Here is a 20368-nt window from a genome sequence, read left to right as displayed (position 1 = left end):
CTCCAGCGCCACGCAACGGCCCAAGCTGCCTGCGTTGCCGCCATCGTTTCAAATCAGCGATCGCCGCATGGCTGCCGCGTTGCCACCTGCCGGTATGCCGGTGGCATCCAGTTGTTGTGTCCGGTTAAAGCAGTGGACCAGTGCGAGCCGCGCGCCGGACTATGACTGAAGCCAGGGTTCTTTACGCCTTTTCGTGTTCGACTCTCTCTTGCTGGATCAAGCTCGGCACGCCGCTGTGCGCGCGCATCGCGCAGCGCGTGGATGCGGAGCCCCCAGGCTTGCGACGACGCATGTGAAACGGTGAAGCACCACACGGGGAGAATACATGGCGACATTCAGCGTGGTAATCGATCCACTGGGCACCCCTCCAGGCCAGACGCCGTCGACTGCGGTCGGTATCTGTCTCTCCGGCGGCGGCAGTCGTGCGCTGTCGTGTGCGCTGGGCCAACTGCGCGGGTTGCGCTATCTGGGACTGCTGGACAAGGTGGCCGCGATCTCCTCGGTGTCCGGCGGGACGTGGGCCAATGTCCTGTTCAGCTATCTGCCGGAGTCGATCAGCGACGACGATTTCCTGGGGCCGGTGGTGCTGGATCCGTCAACGCTCACGCTGGAAGTGCTGGGCCAGATGGGGGACAACAATCTCGGCCAGGTGCCGTATCGGCTTGGCACGCTGCCGATCGTCGATGAACTGGCAGAGTATCGGCTGAGCAAACGCTACGCGCCCTCGGACATGTGGCAGGCGGTGATTGGCAAGCTGGTGCTGAAGGATTTCGGCTTGTGGAATCCGGATGTCACCGGCGTCGACCCGCGTTATTTCAGTGGCACGGCGAAGTATCTGGCGGAAGGCCCGCTGGTGCGCAATCCGCAGCTGACCAGCGACGACTTCTACACCGTGCGCGACGGGCGGCCGTTGCCGATCTTCAATACCTCTGTCTTCCTCAACGATAGCGTGAGCTCGGATCTGGTGCCGTTCGAGGCCAACTGGTTTCTCGGCGTGCGCAGCGTCTTCAACCAGCCGCAGCAACTCGGCGTCATCGGGGGAGGCCTGATCGAATCGTTTGCGATGGGCAGCGATTACATCGCCGACAACGGTACGGGCGAGGTCACCACCAGCGTGCCGCCACGCGCCTTCAGCCTCGCCGATATCGCCGGCTGCAGCAGCATGGCGCCGGCGCAGGACTTCGAAGAGAAGTTTCCCGAGATCAATGGCCTGGTGCCGCGGTATCCGTACTGGCCGGTCGATGGTCGTGAGAGCCAATCGACGCTGAGTTACCGCTTCGCCGACGGCGGCAACCTGGAAAACCTGGGCATCATGCCGCTGCTGGCGCGCGGCGTTCCGCGTCTGCTGGTGTTCGTCAACTCCGATCAAGGGGTCAACATCGATCCGGAATCGGGCGAGACGGTGGTGGCCGACGACCTGCCGCCGCTGTTCGGGCTGCAGCCGTTCTGCGACAAAACCCGTAGCTACCCTGCATACGCCGACGAGCAATTGTGCGTGGACGCCAATGGCATGTTCCGGCACAACCAGGTGTTCGACACCGCCGCATTCGATGCACTGAAACAGGGGCTGTTGGCGGCCAAGAAATCCGGTGGTTCGCTGCTGGTGCGACAGACCCTGAGCGTGCTGGCGAATGACTGGTTCAATGTGCCTGCGCAGCAGTCGGTCGAGGTGCTATGGGTGTACAACGATCTGGTGCGGGCATGGTGGAAGCAATTGCCGGATGAAACGCAGGCCGACCTGGATCTGCAAAGCGTGGACGATTTCCCGCTCTATGGCACGGTCACCCAACTGCATCTGTCCTACACGCTGGTCAACGCACTGGCGCACCTGAGTTGCTGGAACCTTGCCTCCGACAGCACGGTCGGCAATCCCGATGGGCAGAGCAATGCCGATGTGGTGCGTGGCATGTTTGCGTGATGCGTGCACGGCGACGTGGCTGCCCATGCAGCCACTGACCAAGTGGCAGCCGCAGCGTGCTTTACCAGACCGCATCCGCCTGCAAAGAACGCCTCAAGCCCGCACTGCTGCCACGCCAGCTTTGAATAACACGCTGCACTGGCGTGCCACTCACTGCTTTGGCTTGCTGGTGGTGTCGCGCGGCGGGGCGTTTTTCACGTAACGGTCGAACCAGTCCAGCATCTCGGCAACCACATCTTCGGTGGATTCGCGCGCGGTATACCAATGCGGTTCGAACGGCAGGAGTACCAGCCGCGCGGTGCCACCGTTGCCGCGGATCGCCTGGAACAGCCGCGGCGCCTGGGTGGTTTCGGTGCCGGGGTTAGCGTCGTCCATGCCGTGCACGATCAGCAACGGCTCGTTGATCTTGTCGGCGTGGAAGAACGCCGAAGCCTGCGCATAGACCTCCGGTGCGGCCCAGAACGAACGGCGCTCGTTCTGGAATCCGAACGGCGTCAGCGTCTTGTTGTAGCTGCCGCTGGTGGCAGCGCCGGCGCGGAACAGGTCGGTCTGTGCGAGCAGGTTGGCCGTCATCAGCGCGCCATGGCTATGCCCGGTGACGCCGATCCGCTGGCGATCGACCACGCCCAGTTCCACTGCCTTGTCCACCGCAGCGGTGGCGTCGTCCACCAGTTGCTGCAGGTAGGTGTCGTAAGCGGTCTTCGGGTCGCCGACGATGGGGAAGGCGGCATCGTCGATGATCGCGTAACCGGCCAGCAACAACAGTTGGTAGTAGCTCAGGCGGGTGAAGTCACGCTCGCTGGCGCCACTGACCTGTCCAGCCTTGGAGGGATCGGCATAGTCCAGCGGATAGGCGTACAGGATCGCCGGCACGCGCGTGCCTTCGGTGTAGCCGGGCGGCGTGTACAGGGTGAATGACAGCTCCACCCCGTCCTTGCGCTTGTAGGTCACCAGGCGTTTTTTGATCTGACGCACCAGCGGGGTCGGATCCGGAAAATGGGTCACCGGCGTGGCAGTGGAGGCAAGCACCGCCTCACCCGTCGCCGCTGTCGGCAGCGCTTGGCCCAGCGTGCGCAGATACACATTGGGCGGGTCGGTCAGCGACTGGTGCCAGGTCAGCAGCCGCGCCACGTCGTCGCCGGCAAACCCGAAGAACACCTCGTCCACGTTGGCATCGCTGCGAAACAGCCGCTGGGTCTTGCCACTGGCCAGCGCATAGCGATCCAGAAACGGCCGGTCTCCCGCCGGGGAGGCGCCCTGCCCGCTCAGGAACACCGCGCCCTGTTCTTCGCGCAACACGGCCTGGCCGTTGGCAAGCACACGCATCTCCGGCAGACCGGGATCGGCGTACAGGTCGTCGGTGGACAGGTCGAACAACACCCGTCCGGCAGTGCCGGGGCGGTCGGCATCCAACAAGGTGGTGCGACGCCAGTGGCGGTTTTCATCGTAGTCGTCCAGCAGCGCCTGGCCGCCTTCGGCAAACCACGACAGGCCGGCATAACGCTGCTGCACGCGCGTGAGTTCACGCGGCTTGGCGGTGAACGGTGCCGCCAGCGACATCAACCTGTCGCGCGCGGGCACGCTGGTTTTCCAGTCGCCGCCATCCAGCGCCTCGGCCCACACCAGGGTGGCCGGCTGGTTGGTGCGCCAGGAATAGGCACGCGGACCGACAGGCACGCCTTGCACCGGCACCCGGTCGGCAACCGGCAGATCGGCCAGCACGCGCTCGCTGCCGCTGGCCAGATCCAGCACCGCCACATCATGGGCAAACCGCGCATAGGTGGTGACGTAGGAATACGGCTGCTTCAGCCGTTCCACCAGCACATGGCGGCCATCGGGCGCGCCATCCACATTGCTGTACACCGCTGGCGTACCGAGCTTGCGCTGGCTGCCGGTGGCCGCATCTACCGCGAGCAGCTGGGAGGTGGCGTAGTAGGTGAACAAGGCCTCGTCTTCGGGGCTGGAGAGCGTGTCGCGCGCTTCATAGGTGCTGCTCTCGCCCTTGCCCTGGATGGTTTCCTTGACCTCCGGGCCGGGCGGCACCGCAGCCTTGCGTGGCGCCGCGCCCAGGTCCTGCGGCACCGTCTTCAACAGCAGCGTGTCGCTGCCGCCAAGCCACTGGATCTCGCCGCCCAGCACCGGGTTGAGTTGCACACCCTCGACCTTGCGCACGGTGCCGGTGGCCACCTCGCCCACCCAGAGCTCGACGCGGTCGGCCGCAGTGTTGTTGAAGGCGAAGCGACGCCCGTCCGGCGACCACACCGGCGATGCCGGACAGGCGCCGGCCGGCAAGCTCACCGCGGTCTGCCTGCCACTGGCGACATCCACCAGGCTGAAGCCCTGCAGGCAGGAACGAATGCCGTAGCCGTTGGACATGTCGTGGCGGCTATGCGTGCGCGGCTCCACACGCACGCCGGCCAGCTTCAGATACGGCTCGGCCACGCGCGCGATCGGCGGGTACTGGGTGCGCTGTACCAGCAACAGGGTCTTGCCGGTGGGATCCAGCCGCGGCGATGGATTGAGCGGCGCCCGCAATACGCTCAATAGCGGCTCCGGCGGCTGCCGGTAACCCCCATCGGGCGTGCCGGCAAGGACAGCCACAGGCAACAGGCTGGCAAGCATCAGTAGCCCGCTCCATCGGTACGCGCTGAGCATCTTGGCAATCTCTGGGGGAGTGATCGCAGCAAACTAGCACGCGCATGCAGCCTGCACCCGCGCGCGGACGCAGCCCCGTCGCCGCGCCCGCAGTCCATGCGCAAATGCACCGGTTACGCCGATGCGGCAAGCGTACGCCGCAGGAAATCCTCGATGTGCTGCGCGATCTCAGGCGCATGCGTTTCCAGTGCAAAATGGCCGGCATCCAGCAACTGCACCTCGGCCATCGGCAGGTCCGCGCGATACGCCTGCGCGCCCGCCGGGATGAAGGCCGGATCGTGCCTGCCCCACACCGCCAGCAACGGCGGCTGATGCTTGCGGAAATACGTATGGAATGCCGGATAGGCGGCCACATTGCTGCGGTAGTCCAGGATCAGATCGAGCTGGATGTCTTCGGCACCCGGTCGCGCCATGTATGCGATATCCAGCGTGTAGCCATCGGGCGAGAGCTTGCGTGGATCGGCACCGGTGCCGTATTGCCAGTCGCGGATAGTCTGCGGCGACAGCGAGGCACGGCATGCCTGGCGATTGGCCACCGTCGGCTCGCGCCAATACGTCTGCCACGGGCCCCATTGACCGCTGAAGCCTTCCAGATAGGCATTGCCGTTCTGGCTGATGATGGCACTCACCTTGTGCGGGTTTGCCGCAGCCAGACGAAACCCGACAGGCGCGCCGTAATCGAACAGATACAGCGCGTAGCGACTCAGTCCCAGTGCTTCGGTAAAGCCTTCGATCACCTTGTAGAGCTGTTCGAAGGTGTATGCAAACTGCCCGCGTGGCGGCGCCTTGGTATTGCCGAAGCCTGGCAGGTCCGGCGCAATCAACCGGTAGTGACGTGCCAGCAGCGGCATCAGATCGCGGAACATGTGGCTGGCGCTGGGAAAGCCGTGCAGCAACAGCAGGACAGGCGCATCCGCGCGCCCGGCCTGGCGATAGAACACTTCGACATCGCCAACGCGTTGGGTCTGGTAGCTGATGCCGATGCTCTGGTCATGGGACATGGCGGTTCCTTGGTCGGTCTGCGTGTTGCCGGAGCGTTCGCCTGCACGCACCGCACAGGCGCCCAGCGCGAACGCCGTTCCAATACTGGAGACCAGCATCTGGCGGCGGCCGAATGCAATCGGAAGATCGGCGTTGCGCGGCATGGACGAATCGGAGTGCGTCATGGCAAATCGGGACCGGATGGCGTAGCCGACATGCTAGGCATCGTCCGCCAGCAGCAGAACCGCCATGCCCATCAATTGATCATTGCGGCTGACGCAATGCTGCAGCCTTGCCTGCACCACGCATCGACGCCCCGCCACGGCGCACTGCTACCCTGTAGCGATCGCCAAGCGTGAGACACCGGTGGATCGCATCCAGGAAATGACGCTGTTTGCAGCACTGGCAGAGCAAGCGAGCTTTGCCGGCGTCGCGCGTCGCCTGGGTATTTCCACCGCCACGGTGACGCGCACCATCGCGCAGCTGGAAAAGCGCCTCGGCGTGCTGCTGGTGGTGCGTACCACCCGCAACATGCGGCTTACCGAGGCTGGCCTCCAGTACGCCATCGACTGCCGACGGCTGCTTGCCGATCTGGAGGATGTCGAGAACACAGCGGCCGGATTGCATGCACTCCCCAGCGGATCGCTGACCGTGACGGCTCCGCAGATGTTCGGCGCGTTGCATGTCATGCCCGTGTTGACGCGCTTTCTCAGTCGCTACCCCTCGGTTACCGCACGCGCCATTCTGGTCGACCGCGTGCTACCGCTGCTGGAGGAGGGCATCGACGTCGCGGTGCGCATCGGCGCACTCCCCGATTCATCGCTGACCGCGATCCCGGTGGGCAGCGTGCGTCGCATGGTCTGCGCGTCGCCCGGCTATCTGGCAGAACAGGGCATTGCGCAGCATCCGGACGATCTGGTGCAGCACACCACCATCTCCACCGCATCGTCCGAGCGCGCACCCAGGTGGCCGTTTCGCATCGATGGGCGCGAGTCGCTGGTCGAGGTTGGCTCACGCCTCAGCGTGACTTCCTCCGGCGCCGCGATCACCGCCGCAGTGCAGGGCTGGGGACTGACGCAAGTGCCGGCTTACCAGATCCGCCAACACCTGCGCAGCGGCACACTGACCTGCATCCTCGAGGCCTTCGAGATCGCACCGGAACCGGTGCATGTGGTCTACGTGGAAGGCCGTCGCGGCTCATCCAAGGTACGCACGTTTGTCGACGACTGCGTGGATGCCCTGCGGAAGGACCTGGGTTTTGACGTTGGCGTCTGAGCTTACGCTGTGATCGAGCAGCCGCACCATCGAGAGCTGGGCACCGGGTTGATGGTGCGTTCTCATGACTTTCGATGCATGCGCATATCCTGCCCCGTGTGGGATGCTCGGCATCCTCGATGCGCGAAAGGATGCACATGATCACCTCTCGCTGGCTAAGCGCGACTGGCCTGATGGTTCTGCTGTGTGCCGGCATCGGCAATGGCAGAGCGGCGACACCATCCACCGCGCAGGAGGCCCTGCGCCAGTACGTGAATGCTGAAAGCACGTTCGACCTGAAACGCCTGGATGCAGTACTGGGCCCGCAGTTCGTGGAGATCAGTCCGCTGGGCCAGGTGGACACGCGCGCAGCTGTGCTGTCGTTCTATGCACCGGACAAGAAGGTGGCGGCACCGCCAGTGACGCTGGGCGAGATCGCGCTGCACACACAGGCAGACGTGGCCGTCATGACGACCCAGATCAGCTACCGCATGGGCGAGCGCAGCATGACGCTCGCCATTGGGGCGGTCGCCCGGCATGCGCCATCGGGCTGGACGTTGCTTTCGGTGCAGTACACGCCGATCAGGCCGAGTCGGAACACGCCTTGATGCTGTTGTTGCCGGCTTGCATTGCTACGTGTGATGTCGGGCTCTGCCAGCCGGCAAGCCAATACGAAAGTGCCGGCGCCGACTCCGGCATCGTCGCGTGGTACGCGCTGACGCGGTGCGATGCGCGCGGCATCGTACAATCGCCATCACTCACGGCTGCAAGCGATCGCCCCGCCCTGCAACCAACGACGATGCCAGCAGCAATACGCTTGCGCCGACGAATGTGGCGCCGATCGACAGGTGATCCAACAGCGCGCCGCCCAGCGCGCCACCGAGCATGATGGACAACTGGATCGCGGCCACCATCAGGCCGCCGCCGCTGTCGGGCGCATCCTTGATGCAGCGGCTCAGCCAGGTGGACCACGCCACCGGAATGGCGGCGTTGAGCGCGCCCCAGGCGATCATGGCCATCGCAACGGCCCACAACAGATGGCCGCCCAGCAGCATGCCAAGCGTGACGATGCCCAGTGCGGCCGGCAACACCGTGAGCAGCTTGAACAGACGCTTCGCGACCAGCACGGTTGCCGCGTAGGTGCCAGCGAAACCGGCAAGGCCCAGACCAAGCAACAGCAATGACAACTGCGACACATCGACCTGCGCAACGGTTTCCAGGAACGGGCGGAAGTAGGTGAACGCGGAGAATGCGCCAGCAAAGCCGAGCATCACCGCGAGCATTGCGCGAGCAACGTAACGACGCTTCAACAAGCCGGCGATGTCGCCCAGCGAGCTGGCGCCTTGCGCCGGCATCGACGGCAGGCTGCGCCATTGCCACGCGATGGCCAGCACCACCAACGGCGCCATTCCCCAGAACACACCACGCCACCCGATCACCGCACCGAGATAACTGCCCAACGGTGCAGCGAAGGCGGTTGCCACGGCATTGCCGATATACACGATGCCCAATGCCTTGGGCACCGCATGCTCGGGCATGATGCGCATCACTGTGGCGGTGGATAGCGCCCAGAAGCCACCGATGGTGATGCCGAGCAGGGCACGCGCGGCCATCAACAGGCCAAAGCTGTGCGCGCTGGCAATCAGCAACAACGACAGCAACATCACCGCGCTCAGGCCCAGCAAGACATGTCGGCGGTTCAATCGCGACGACAGCGGCGCGATCAGCAGGCTGGCAATGACCGCAAACAGACCGGAGATGGAGATCGCCTGCCCGGCCATGCCGGCGCTTGCGTGCAGGTCCGCTGCGATCGGCGTGAGCAGGCTCACCGGCATGAATTCCGATGCGATCAGCAACGCAACGCATAACGACATCGAGCCAACCGCACTCCAGGTCTGGCGCGTGGCGACAACGGTGTCGGGCTGGGCTGTGTCGGCAATCAAGGTATTGGCTGGCATGGATGAAGCCTTACGTGGGAGGCAGCACGCACGGCGCATCGCGAGGGCGCGCAGAGACGAGTGCTGTTCGGGACGGGAGCGCCATGGGAGGCGACGGACTGCAGCGGCCCGCGCTTGCTTCGGCCGCATGAGCAACGCGACACAGCGCGCGATCGCGGCACGCAAGGGCGCGTCTGTGCGGGTAGCGCAGGTTACGTGGTCCGCATGCAGCGAGTAAGACGCCTGCGCCGCACGGGTTTATGAAACGCACTCATGAGCGTGGCAGGAGGCTGATCGTGACCGGACGCGCGGGGCGCTGCAGTTCGATGGTGCCTCCATCCGAGTACAGATCGGAAGACCGAATGCATGTAGTCGTGCAGCATGCGGGCAGACATGCCCTTGTGGAAGCTATTGGCCCGCGCCCTCCATCCTGGGCGCGACGCCCTGCCCGCAGCAGCATCATTGGACGCACGCCGGCGACGCCGTGCCGATCCATGCAACGCTTCGCACAGCTGCCGCGCATGCTCAACCACCACGCTCGCGCATCAGGCCTTGTAGCGCAATGCATCCAGCACCAGGTTGAAGGCTGGCGATGAATGCCGGCGGCTGGGATAGAAGGCATGCAGGCCCGGCCAGGTCGGCGACCAGTCCTTCATGATCCAGCGCAGACGCCCGGCCTTGAGATGCGGGCGTACAAGATCCTCCTGCACGAAGGCGATACCGAAGCCGTCCACAGCCGCATCCACCGCTTCATAGACACCGTTGAAGGTCAGCTGGCCCTGCACGCGCACGATGACTTCGCGGCCGTCCTTCTCCAGTTCCCAGGCGTACAACCCACCGGCCGTTTTCATGCGCAGGTTGATGCAGCGATGCGCGGTGAGATCCTGCGGCGTTTTCGGCAAAGGCCGGCGTGCCAGATACGACGGCGCTGCGACGATGGCCATGCGCATGTCCGGCGCGATGCGCGCGGCGATCATGTCCTTTTCGACCTGATCGCCCAGACGCACGCCCAGGTCGTAGCGGTCGGCGACGATGTCGGTCAGCCCGTTGTCGACGACCATTTCGACGTGGATGTCCGGGTACTGCTGCAACAGGTTGGATAGCTTGGGCCACAGGATCTCGCGCGCGGCATAGTCGGTGGCGGTGATGCGCACCGTGCCTGCCGGGGTATCGCGCATTTCGCTCAGTGCAGACAAAGCCTCTTCGATTTCCGTAAAACGCGGCGCCACGGTCTGGATCAGTCGCTCGCCCGCTTCGGTCGGTGCCACGCTACGGGTGGTACGCGTCAGCAGGCGCAAGCCGAGGGTGGCTTCCAGCCCACGGATGGTATGGCTCAGCGCCGATTGCGAAACACCCAGCTTGGCCGCTGCTCGGGTAAAGCTGCCTTCGCGAACGATGGCGATCAGCGCCAGCAGATCCTTGAAATTGTCGCGGGCCATTGGTGAATCTCTTTCATGGAATGCGCCGACTGTAGCAGGCGCTTGTAGTCGGGGAGCGCGGTGATTGCCCCTCCCCGGCGGGGCGCCAAGCTGTGGCATGAGCGCCGCTGGCGCGCGTGCGGTGGTGTGCGCCCTCGCTGCTGCTGGGCAGCAGCGGTGGTTGGGGTGAGGGGCTCGGCGAACCAGGCGGTGCGTCACTTCCAAAGCGTTGCCACGCGTTTGTCATTGCACGCACTGACATTTCTCTGTGACACATCCGCGTCCGCCCCGCAGGCACCTTGTCCCGGCGTGAGGAGGGACACCGTGCAGTACACGCTGCCTGTCGCGTTTTTTGCAACGCGCGACCCTAAAAAAACCGCTTTGGGGTGACGGGGGCGGTTCGTATAGTCGATTGAAGGCCTCGCCCGCTCGCCGCGCCTGACCCACGACCTCGTTCGGGCGCTCCATCGCCCGGCGATGCCTCGCCCTTTCTCCACCGCCTGCGGAGGCTCCATGCATCAGTCGCTATCGCATCGCGGTCCGTACATTGCCGGTGGATCGGCGCACCCGCTTGGCGCCCTATGCTGAGCATGCAACGTAGCGCCTCGTCCGACGGTGCCGGCGCACGCGCGGTGGCGCGTTGCGATGCATTGGGCGTGGCGCCCTATAGCGACACCCCGGGCGGACTGTTCCGCGCCTGGCTCAGCCCGGCGCACCGCGCCGCCATCGCGCAGGTCAGCGAGTGGATGCGCCAGGCCGGCATGCAGGTGCGTCTGGACGCGGCGGCAAACCTGATCGGCCGCTACGACGGCACCCATGCCGACGCACCGGCGCTGCTGATCGGCAGCCATCTGGACAGCGTGCGCGATGCCGGCCGCTACGACGGCCCGCTCGGCATCCTGCTCGGTATCGAATGCGTGGCCGCACTGCAGGCGCAAGCGCGGCGCTTGCCATTCGCCATCGAAGTCATCGCCTTCGGCGACGAAGAAGGGTCGCGCTTTCCCGCCTCCATGTTCTGCAGCCGCGCGGTGGCCGGCACGCTCGACCCGACCACGTTGGCGGTGAGCGACGCCGCCGGCATCGACGTCGCCAGCGCGCTGGCAGACTGGGATCTGGACATCGCGCAGATCCAGCGCGCCGCGCGCGCCCCGGGCAGCGTGCTGGCGTATCTGGAGACCCATATCGAACAAGGCCCGGTGCTCGAGGCAGCAGGCCTGCCGGTGGGCATCGTCACCGCGATCGCCGCGCAACGCCGGTTTGCGCTGCGCTTCGACGGCCGCGCGGGGCATGCTGGCACCACCACCATGGCGCTGCGTCGCGATGCCCTGAGTGCAGCGGCCGAAGCGTTGCTGGCGATCGAGCGCATCGCACGCGATGGCAGCGACGATCTGGTCGCCACCGTCGGCAAGCTGCAGCTCGCACCCGGCGCCGTCAACGTGGTGCCCGGCCGCGTGGACTGCACGCTGGATGTGCGCGCCGGCGATGACGCCACCCGCGACGCCGCCGTGCGTGCCATCGAACACGCACTGGCGCGCATCGGTGCGGCACGTGGCATCGCCATCGCCATCGACCCGCTACAGGCCCTCGCCGCCAGCCCGTGCGCAGCGGCGCTGATGACCCGGCTCGAACACGCTGTCACTGCGCAAGGCATCGCTCCCCGGCGGCTGGTCTCCGGCGCCGGTCACGATGCGATGACCATGGCCGCGCTCTGCCCGACCGCGATGCTGTTCGTGCGCTGCGCCGGCGGCATCAGCCATCATCCGGACGAACACGTCGACCCGGCCGATGCCGAGGTCGCCCTGGCAGTCATGCGCCACTTCATCGAACACCTGGGAGCGCCCCTTGTCACCTGATCTGCGTCACCTGCACACCTTCGCCGAACTCGATCCTCCACAGCGCCTGTTGATGGGGCCGGGCCCGGTCAATGCGCATCCGCGCGTGCTGCGCGCGATGGCGGCCGACCTGCTGGGACAGTTCGACCCGGAAATGACCACCTACATGAACGAGGTGATGGCGCTCTACCGGCCCTTGTTCGGCACCGAGAATCGCTGGACGTTTCTGGTCGACGGCACTGCGCGTGCCGGCATCGAAGCGGCGCTGGTGTCGCTGGTGCAACCGGGCGACCGCGTGCTGGTGATCAACTTCGGCCGCTTCGGCCTGTTGCTCACCGAAATCCTGCAGCGCCTCGGCGCCGACGTGCACAGCGTGGATGCGCCATGGGGGCAGGTGGTACCGCTGGCAGCCATTGCCGAGGCGATCGAACGGGTGGCGCCCAAGCTGGTGGCCACCGTGCACGGCGACACCTCCACCACCATGGCGCAGCCGCTCGATGGCCTGGGCGCGCTGTGCCGCACGGCCGGCGCGCTGAGTTACGTGGATGCCACCGCCACCATCGGCGGCATGGAGATCGCCAGCGATCGCTGGGGCGTGGACGTGGTGACCGGCGGCCTGCAGAAATGCCTGGGCGGGCCGTCCGGATCTGCACCGATCACCGTCTCCAACGCGGCAGCCGAGGCGATCTTCGCGCGCCGCCATGTCGAACGCGGCATCGTGCGCGATGACATCGTCAATGGCCGCGGGCCGCGCATCGCCTCGAATTATTTCGACCTGGCGATGATCATGGATTACTGGTCGGACAAGCGCCTCAACCACCACACCGAGGCCACCACCATGCTATACGGCGCCCGCGAATGCGCACGCGTGGCGCTGCAGGAAGGCCTGCACGCACGCTTCGCGCGCCACGCCGCCGCCGGCCGTGCGGTGAGCGCCGGCGTCACCGCGATGGGCCTGGAGGTGTTTGGCGACGCAGCGCATCGCATGACCAATGTCACCGGCGTGGTGATCCCGGCAGGAATCGACAACGACGCCGTGCGTCGGCGCATGCGCGAGGATTTCGAGATCGAGATCGGCACCGCTTTCGGCCCGCTGCAAGGCAGGATCTGGCGTATCGGCGCGATGGGTTACAACGCAATGAAGCACAAGGTACTGATCACCCTGGCCGCGCTGGAAGCGGTGCTGCGCGCCGAGGGCTACACCTGCACACCAGGCCTGGCGGTGGAAGCCGCCCTGGCCGCCTGGCATGCGGAGCCGGCTGCATGAGCGCGATGCGCGATCTGGTCGGCTACGGCGCCACACCGCCGCCTGCGCAGTGGCCCGGTGGTGCGCGCATCGCGGTGCAGTTCGTCATCAATTACGAAGAAGGCGCGGAAAACTGCGTACTCAACGGCGATGCCGGCTCGGAGGCGTTTCTGTCGGAAATGGTCGGCGCGCAAGCGCAGCCCGGCGCACGCGCCATCGCCATGGAAAGCCTGTACGAGTACGGCAGCCGCGCCGGGTTCTGGCGGCTGCATCGGCTGTTCGCCGCACGCGCGGTGCCGGTGACCGTGTTCGGCGTTGCGAACGCGCTTGCCGCCAATCCAGAAGCAGTGGCCGCGATGCAGGCCGCCGACTGGGAAATCGCCAGCCACGGGCTGCGCTGGATCGACTATCAACACATCGACGAGGCCACCGAGCGCGCGCATATCGCGCAGGCCATCGCCTTGCACACACGCGTTACCGGCAGCCGTCCACTGGGCTGGTACCAGGGCCGCACCAGCCCCAACACCGCACGGCTGATCGCCGAAGAAGGCGGCTTTGTCTACGACGCCGACAGCTATGCCGACGATGTGCCGTATTACGACGCCCGCCACGGCCGCACGCAGTTGATCGTGCCTTACACGCTGGATGCCAACGACATGAAATTCGTCGCCTATAACGGCTTTGCCGATGGCGAGCCGTTCTTTCGCTATCTGCGCGACAGCTTCGAGCAGCTGCGCAGCGAAGGTGGGCGCATGCTGTCGATCGGCCTGCACGGGCGCATCGTCGGCAAACCGGCGCGCGCCGCGGCCCTGGCGCGTTTTGTCGATCACGTACTGGCCAGCGGCGATGCATGGGTGGCGCGGCGCATCGATATCGCGCGCCACTGGCTGCAGGTGCATCCGGCATGAGCATCGACACCGCCGACATCGACCTGCCCGAGGTGATCGCGCAAGTGACCGCCGCCTTCCATACCTACGAACAGGCCCTGATGGACGACGACATCGCCGCGATGGATGCGCTGTTCCACCCCGCACCCAGCACGGTGCGCTACGGCGTGGGCGAAGTGCTGTACGGCATCGATGCGATCCGCGCGTTTCGCATCGGCCGCGGCGGTTCGCCACAGCGCCAGCTCGCACATGTGGAAGTGCATGGCTTCGGCCACGACTTCGCCACCACGCACGCAGAGTTCGTTCGCGACGGCAGCAGCGCGCGCGGCCGCCAGAGCCAGAGCTGGGTGCGTTTTGCCGACGGCTGGAAAGTGGTGGCCGCGCATGTCTCGCTGCAAGGGACGCATGCATGAGCGTGATCGACGACAGCGTGCTGGACGATGCTGCCTTCGTGGCGCGCTACCGCGAGCTGTTCGAGCATTCGCCGTGGGTGGTCGAACGCGCTGCGAGGCGGCGCCCGTTCGCCGATGTGTACCGCGGGCTGATGCAGGTGGTGTTCGACGCGTCGCAGGAAGACCAGCTTGCGTTGATCCGCGCACATCCGGAGCTGGCCGGCAAGGCGGCGATCGACCGCACGCTCACCGCCGCATCGGCAGCCGAGCAGGCATCGGCAGGTCTGGACCGGTTGAGCGAGGACGAATTCAAGCGCTTCCATGCGCTCAACCGGGCCTATCGCCAGCGCTTCGGTTTTCCGTTCGTGATCTGCGTACGGCTGCACGACAAGGCCGGCATCCTGGCCGCGCTGGAGCGCCGCCTGGATGCCGCGCGCGACGCCGAGATCGCCACCGCTCTCGCCGAGATCGGCAAGATCGTCCACCTGCGCCTGGAGGCACTGCCATGAGCCTGGCCCAACTCGAACGCGAGCTCGCCCGCGACCTGCAGCATCTGGCCCATGGCGGCGAGGCCTGGGTGCAACCGCGCGTGCATCCGGCAGGGCACGTGTACGACGTGGTGATCGTCGGCGCCGGCCAGAGCGGCCTGGGCGCGGCATTCGCGCTGCAACGCGAGCGCGTGCACAACGTCCTGGTCATCGACGAAAACCCCGCCGGGCAGGAAGGCCCGTGGGTGACGTACGCACGCATGCAGACGCTGCGCACGCCCAAGCAGATCACCTCGATCGACCTGGGCGTGCCCTCGCTGACCTTCCGCGCCTGGTGGGAGGCGCAACACGGCAGCGCCGCCTGGGATGCGCTGGACAAGATTCCGCGCGGCAGCTGGATGGACTATCTGCGCTGGTACCGCGCGGCGCTGCGGCTGCCGGTACGCAACGCCACGCAACTGGCGCGCGTCGAACCCGACATCGCGCCCGGCATCCACCGTTTGCATCTGACGATGGGCGCGCCGCTGCTGACGCGCAAGCTGATCCTGGCCACCGGCATCCAGGGCGGTGGCCAGTGGGTGGTGCCGGAGTGGATCGGCCGTGCCCTGCCCACCCACCGCTACGCACACACATCGAGCCACATCGACTTTGCCGCATTGGCCGGCAAGCGTGTGGGCATCCTGGGCGGCGGCGCTTCGGCGTTCGACAACGCCTGTTTCGCGCTGGACCAAGGTGTCGCCAGTGCCGAGGTGTTCGTGCGTCGCAGCGAGCTGCCGCGTATCAACCCGTTCCGCCACATGGAGCAGGCCGGCATCATTCCGCGGTTCCTGACCCTGCCCGATGCAGACAAGTACCGGATGATGGCCAGCTTCTTCGCACACAACCAACCGCCCACCAACGACACCTTCCAGCGCGCCTGCGCCCATGCCGGCTTTGCGCTGCATCTGGGTGCGCCGTGGCTGGAGGTGGCCGAGCGCGATGGCGCGGTGGTGGTACGCACCCCGCACGGCGAACACCGCTTCGATTTCCTTGCCATCGCCACCGGCCTGGTCACCGACCCGCAGCTGCGCCCGGAACTGGCCGCACTGTCCGGGCGCATCGCCTGCTGGGCCGACCGCTACCAGCCACCACCGGGACAGGCCAATGCGGTGCTGGATGCGCATCCCTACCTGGGGCCGGGCTTCGAGCTGCTGCCGCGCACGCCCGATGACGCCGCACTGCTGCACGGCGTGTTCGCCTTCAATTATTCCGCGTTGATCAACCACGGCCCCTCGGCGGCGGCGCTGTCCGGGCTCAAGGTGGCGTTGCCACGGCTGGCGCGCGCGGTAGCGGACCAACTGTTTCTGGACGACCGCCAGGCCATCGTCGATAGCTATCTGGCCTACGACCAACCCGAATTCGTCGGCCAGTGGCCGCAACCGACCCAGGCGGTGGCATGAGCACGCTGTCCACCCACGTGCTGGACACCGCGCTGGGCCGCCCGGCGGGCGGCGTGCCGCTGCGCCTGTTCGCCGGCGACACGCTACGCCTGGAAGCGGTCACCAACCACGACGGGCGCTGCCCGGCGCTGGCGGCCCTGGTCCTGTCGCCGGGCCGCTACCGGCTGGAATTCGATGTCGCCTGCTACTGGCGCGCCATCGGTACCGCGCTGGCCGACCCGCCGTTCCTGGAACAGGTACCCATCGCCTTCGGCATCGCCGACGACGGCCACTACCACGTGCCGCTGCTGCTCTCGCCCTATGGGTATTCCACCTACCGCGGCAGCTGAGCCCAGGCATGCCGGGGCCAGGCGGCCCGACCGCAAACAATCCTGCAGCGGGGCGCTAGCCCAGCCCGCGCTGTCCGCCGCGCAGCCTCCACCGTGGCCGCTGCAGCCAGCGCTGTCGTAGATACGGTCGCCATCGGAGGCGCGGCCGGTGTCAGCACACGCCCGACTTCTGCTCGCGCCCGTAGAATGGCCGCTTTCCGGCACCGCGCCGGGGCCCCGGAATTGTCATGATCCACAACGATGTACTGCGCAGCATCCGCTACATGCTCGACCTCAGCGACGACAAGGTAGTGGAGATCACCCACCTGGCCGACCCGGAGTTCGCGCTCGACAAGCCGCAGGTACAGGCCTGGCTGAAGAAGGAAGACGAGCCCGGTTTCGAGCCCTGCACCGATGCGATGCTGGCGCGCTTTCTCGACGGCCTGGTACTGCGCTTCCGCGGCCGCGACGACAGCCAGCCGGCACGCCCGCTGGAAGCGCGCGTCGGTAACAACCTGGTCCTGAAGAAACTGCGCGTGGCCTTCGAACTGAAGGACGTGGACATGCATGCCATCTTCGCCGGCGCCGGTTTCCCGCTGTCCAAGCCGGAGCTGTCGGCGCTGTTCCGCCAGCCCGGCCACAAGAACTTCCGCCCCTGCGGGGACCAGTTGCTGCGCGCCTTCCTCAAAGGGCTGACTGCCCGGGTGCGCGAAGCGGGTTGATGTCTGGGTGGTGAGATTGGTCTGATCCGGTCGTCTGCCGCGTGTCACGAGCATCGCCTGGCGTGCGCAATTTGAAGTCCTTCAACAACGGCGGAGTAGTGCGGAACAGCCGGCCCTGCTCCTGTCTGTTATCCCGCTGTCATCGCAACCAGTTGGACAACACGGATAGATCAGTTGCAGAGCGGCTGATCTGCGGTTTGGCTACAGGGCCCTTGCCCGCCCACCATCGCGGGACACGCCGCAAGTACGTCCCTGTAGGCTCTTACGCGGCATCCATGCCGCGTAAGGTCCCGCGACGGTGGGCGGGCAAGGACCAGTCGAGATGGTCGGTGTGCATAGTGCAAGCAATGCAGGACGTTCTTCTGGTTGGCTAGCTATCGTGTCGTTCTGCGACCCGCACCGGCAAGCCCACGCAACTTGCGAGACGCTCAGCTTTTTACCCGGCGACCGACTAACTCTCTGGCGCGGTGCCCCCACCGCTCGCGGGACCGTGTGGCGGCATGGATGCCGCCACCGAGCCTACACGGACGTACTTGCGGCGTGTCCCGCGAGCGGTGAGGGCACTGCGCCCTCGACCAACCAGCGACCAACTAGACGTTTGACCTAGCTTTTGGCTGCATCTAAACGCATGGCGTGCATCTTTACTCGTGGTCCTGTCTCACGCCGCAGCCGCCAACCGCGGCCGGCGTGCATCCAGGCGGAACACCGACACCGCCTCGCTCAGTTCCACCGCCTGCTCTTCCATCGCACGTGCGGCCGCCGAGGCTTCTTCCACCAGCGCGGCATTGCGCTGGGTGGTCTCGTCCATGTCGTTGACGGTACGCGCCACCTGCTCGATGCCCGACGACTGCTCGCGCGAAGCGGCGGAAATCTCGGCGATCAACGTGGTGACCTGCTGCACCGATTGCACGATGTCCTGCATCGTGCGCCCGGCCTGATCCACGCGTGCGCTCCCGCGCGCCACGCTCTCCACCGACGCATCGATCAACTGCTTGACCTCCTTGGCCGCCCCGGCCGAGCGCTGCGCCAGCGCGCGCACCTCGGAGGCCACCACCGCAAAGCCGCGGCCCTGTTCGCCGGCGCGCGCCGCTTCTACTGCCGCATTCAACGCAAGGATATTGGTCTGGAACGCAATGCCGTCGATGACGCTGATGATCTCGGCGATCTTCTTCGACGACACTTCGATCTCGCCCATGGTATCGACCACGCTGGCGACCACCTCGCCACCACGCCCGGCGATGTCGGCAGCAGCCTGCGCACCACGGCTGGCCTGCTGCGCGGTGTCGGCGTTCTGCCGCACGGTGGAGGTGAGCTCTTCCATCGAGGCGGCGGTTTCTTCCAGATTGGCAGCTTGTTGTTCGGTGCGTTGCGCCAGATCGCTGTTGCCGGCGGCGATCTCTGCCGAGGCGGTGCGAATGGTCTGCGCGGCCAGGGTGATATCGCCAACGATATCGGTCAGGCGCTGCACGGTGGCGTTGGCATCGTCGCGCATGCGCGCAAACACGCCCTGCTGGTTGCCGTGCATGCGCGCGGTCAGATCGCCATCGGCAATGGCCTTGAGCAGCTGCGACAACTCGGCCAGATTCTGGTCCACGTTCTGCATCAGGCCATTGAGGCCCTCGACCATGCCGCGGAATTCGAATTTATAGGCATCGGCATTGCCGCGGGTGGCGAAGTCGCCGGCAGCGGCGGCATCCACCAAACCACGGATCTCGCCGTTGATGGCGGCCAGGTTGCGCTTGGTGGTGTCCATCGCATCGGTGATCTGGGCCTTTTCGCCCGGCAGGCGCGGCATGTCCACCGACATGTCGCCCACCGCGTAATGCTGCATGACCTGCAACATCGTGCCGATCAGGCCCACCTGCGCGCCGATCAATCCGTTGGTGTCATCGACCATGCGGCCGTAAGCACCCGGAAAGGCCTGCGCATCCATGCGGTAGCTCATCTGCCCGGCTTCGTGGCGCTGCGCCATGTCCGCCTGCGCGCTGGAGACATCGGCGAGCGTATTGACCACCTGCCCCATCGCCTGGCCGAGCAGGCCGATCTCGTCGCGATTGCTGACCGCAGCGTGCGCGGACAGATCGCCGGCCGCCACCAGGCGTGCCGCACGCGCAACGTTTTCGATTGGGCGCACGATCGAGCGCCGGATCCACCACCCCAACACCGCCACCAGACAGAGCGCGGCAGCAATGGTGGCCAGTGCCGAATACACCAGCATGCGCTGCGCCGATTGCGAACTTGCAAGGACGGCGGCATCGGCCAACGCCTTGCTGCGCGCGACCAGTGCCTCCAGCGTGTGGCTGGGTGCGCGGTCCTTGCCCTTGACCAGCTGGTCGCCCACCTGGGTGTCGTAGCCGGACGCGGCGAACTTGCCCAACGCCGCTTCGTAGCTGGTCTGCAGTTCCAGATGCGCCTTGGCGAAGTCCTGCGCCAACGCACGCGCCTGCGGATCGGCCAGCGCACCCGCCAACGTCCGGACACTGGCCTGCACGCTCTTGCCTTTGTCGCGGAAGGCGGTCAGATGCTTGTCGAGCAGTGCGGGGTCGCGGCCACGGATCAGCACGTTCTTCCATTCCTGCACCTGCAGGCGGAAATCGCGGGTGAGTTCTTCGCTGGCCGAGGCCTGCGCCACTTCCACCGGCACCTTGCCGGACAGGCTCAGCCAGGCAGAGCCCAGACCGCCAAGTGCACATAACAGGATGATCGACAGACCAAGCGCAAGGGCGCCCAGCAGCTTGCTTTGCAGACTGACAAAACGCGGGGATGGGGTGGACATGATCAATCCGGTGACGGGTTCATCCGGGTTATCGACGCCAGCCATGCACTCTGAAGCATGCAAGCCTCCTGCATTTGCCCTCGTCCGACCCTCTGCGCGGCGGCCGAGCGGACGC

Annotated in this window: 16 protein-coding genes; 11 read left to right on the top strand and 5 right to left on the bottom strand. The window is 66.1% G+C overall.

Going from position 1 to position 20368, the window contains the following annotated elements:
• Positions 1-325: 325 nt before the first annotated feature.
• Positions 326-1918, top strand: coding sequence for a hypothetical protein (locus tag VZ068_RS02015; protein WP_349656735.1), 1593 nt, complete (start codon positions 326-328; stop codon positions 1916-1918).
• A 150-nt stretch (positions 1919-2068) separates the two neighbouring features.
• Here the strand turns inward: VZ068_RS02015 and VZ068_RS02010 are convergent, their stop codons facing one another.
• Entirely contained in the window at positions 2069-4573 is a 2505-nt protein-coding gene (locus tag VZ068_RS02010) for a prolyl oligopeptidase family serine peptidase (protein ID WP_349656734.1), read from the bottom strand.
• Between the two features lie 113 nt (positions 4574-4686).
• Positions 4687-5574, bottom strand: coding sequence for an alpha/beta hydrolase (locus VZ068_RS02005; protein ID WP_349657627.1), 888 nt, complete (start codon positions 5572-5574; stop codon positions 4687-4689).
• 364 nt (positions 5575-5938) lie between these two features.
• Between VZ068_RS02005 and VZ068_RS02000 the strand changes: the two genes are divergently transcribed.
• Positions 5939-6829: a LysR family transcriptional regulator gene (locus tag VZ068_RS02000; protein ID WP_349656733.1), complete on the top strand. Its 891-nt coding sequence runs from the start codon at positions 5939-5941 to the stop codon at positions 6827-6829.
• A 137-nt stretch (positions 6830-6966) separates the two neighbouring features.
• Entirely contained in the window at positions 6967-7416 is a 450-nt protein-coding gene (locus VZ068_RS01995; protein ID WP_349656732.1) for a nuclear transport factor 2 family protein, read from the top strand.
• Between the two features lie 150 nt (positions 7417-7566).
• Here VZ068_RS01995 and VZ068_RS01990 read toward each other — a convergent pair whose 3' ends face one another.
• Positions 7567-8766 carry an MFS transporter gene (locus VZ068_RS01990; protein WP_259159416.1) on the bottom strand — a complete coding sequence of 400 codons (1200 nt, stop codon included), beginning with the start codon at positions 8764-8766 and terminating at the stop codon, positions 7567-7569.
• A 524-nt stretch (positions 8767-9290) separates the two neighbouring features.
• Positions 9291-10184 carry a LysR family transcriptional regulator gene (locus VZ068_RS01985; protein ID WP_259168511.1) on the bottom strand — a complete coding sequence of 298 codons (894 nt, stop codon included), beginning with the start codon at positions 10182-10184 and terminating at the stop codon, positions 9291-9293.
• 560 nt (positions 10185-10744) lie between these two features.
• Here VZ068_RS01985 and VZ068_RS01980 point away from each other — a divergent pair.
• The 8 genes from VZ068_RS01980 (at position 10745) to VZ068_RS01945 (ending at position 17477) form a co-directional block, all read left to right on the top strand.
• The gene (locus VZ068_RS01980) at positions 10745-12016 is read left to right on the top strand and encodes an allantoate amidohydrolase (RefSeq protein ID WP_349656731.1); all 1272 of its coding nucleotides are present in this window, start codon (positions 10745-10747) and stop codon (positions 12014-12016) included.
• Positions 12006-13262 carry an alanine--glyoxylate aminotransferase family protein gene (locus VZ068_RS01975; protein WP_349656730.1) on the top strand — a complete coding sequence of 419 codons (1257 nt, stop codon included), beginning with the start codon at positions 12006-12008 and terminating at the stop codon, positions 13260-13262. The genes VZ068_RS01980 and VZ068_RS01975 overlap by 11 nt, the downstream gene beginning before the upstream one ends.
• On the top strand, positions 13259-14149 hold the full coding sequence (gene puuE / locus VZ068_RS01970) for an allantoinase PuuE (protein ID WP_349656729.1): 891 nt from the start codon (positions 13259-13261) through the stop codon (positions 14147-14149). Before VZ068_RS01975 ends, puuE begins: the two co-directional genes overlap by 4 nt.
• Positions 14146-14541: an oxalurate catabolism protein HpxZ gene (gene hpxZ / locus VZ068_RS01965; RefSeq protein WP_349656728.1), complete on the top strand. Its 396-nt coding sequence runs from the start codon at positions 14146-14148 to the stop codon at positions 14539-14541. Before puuE ends, hpxZ begins: the two co-directional genes overlap by 4 nt.
• Positions 14538-15029 carry a 2-oxo-4-hydroxy-4-carboxy-5-ureidoimidazoline decarboxylase gene (gene uraD, locus VZ068_RS01960; RefSeq protein ID WP_349656727.1) on the top strand — a complete coding sequence of 164 codons (492 nt, stop codon included), beginning with the start codon at positions 14538-14540 and terminating at the stop codon, positions 15027-15029. The genes hpxZ and uraD overlap by 4 nt, the downstream gene beginning before the upstream one ends.
• Positions 15026-16447 (top strand): FAD-dependent urate hydroxylase HpyO, encoded by a 1422-nt coding sequence (hpyO, locus tag VZ068_RS01955; RefSeq protein ID WP_349656726.1) that lies wholly within the window; start codon positions 15026-15028, stop codon positions 16445-16447. Before uraD ends, hpyO begins: the two co-directional genes overlap by 4 nt.
• The gene (uraH, locus tag VZ068_RS01950; protein WP_349656725.1) at positions 16444-16776 is read left to right on the top strand and encodes a hydroxyisourate hydrolase; all 333 of its coding nucleotides are present in this window, start codon (positions 16444-16446) and stop codon (positions 16774-16776) included. The genes hpyO and uraH overlap by 4 nt, the downstream gene beginning before the upstream one ends.
• A 227-nt stretch (positions 16777-17003) precedes the next feature.
• Entirely contained in the window at positions 17004-17477 is a 474-nt protein-coding gene (locus tag VZ068_RS01945; protein ID WP_259159427.1) for a DUF1456 family protein, read from the top strand.
• A 658-nt stretch (positions 17478-18135) separates the two neighbouring features.
• Here VZ068_RS01945 and VZ068_RS01940 read toward each other — a convergent pair.
• On the bottom strand, positions 18136-20253 hold the full coding sequence (locus VZ068_RS01940; RefSeq protein ID WP_349656724.1) for a methyl-accepting chemotaxis protein: 2118 nt from the start codon (positions 20251-20253) through the stop codon (positions 18136-18138).
• Positions 20254-20368: the final 115 nt, after the last annotated feature.

It is taken from the genome of Xanthomonas sp. 10-10 (assembly GCF_040182365.1).
GTDB classification, from domain to species: Bacteria; Pseudomonadota; Gammaproteobacteria; order Xanthomonadales; family Xanthomonadaceae; genus Xanthomonas; species Xanthomonas arboricola_F.
Note: the sequence above shows the minus strand (reverse complement) of the source record. Positions and strands in the feature narration are given on the sequence as shown.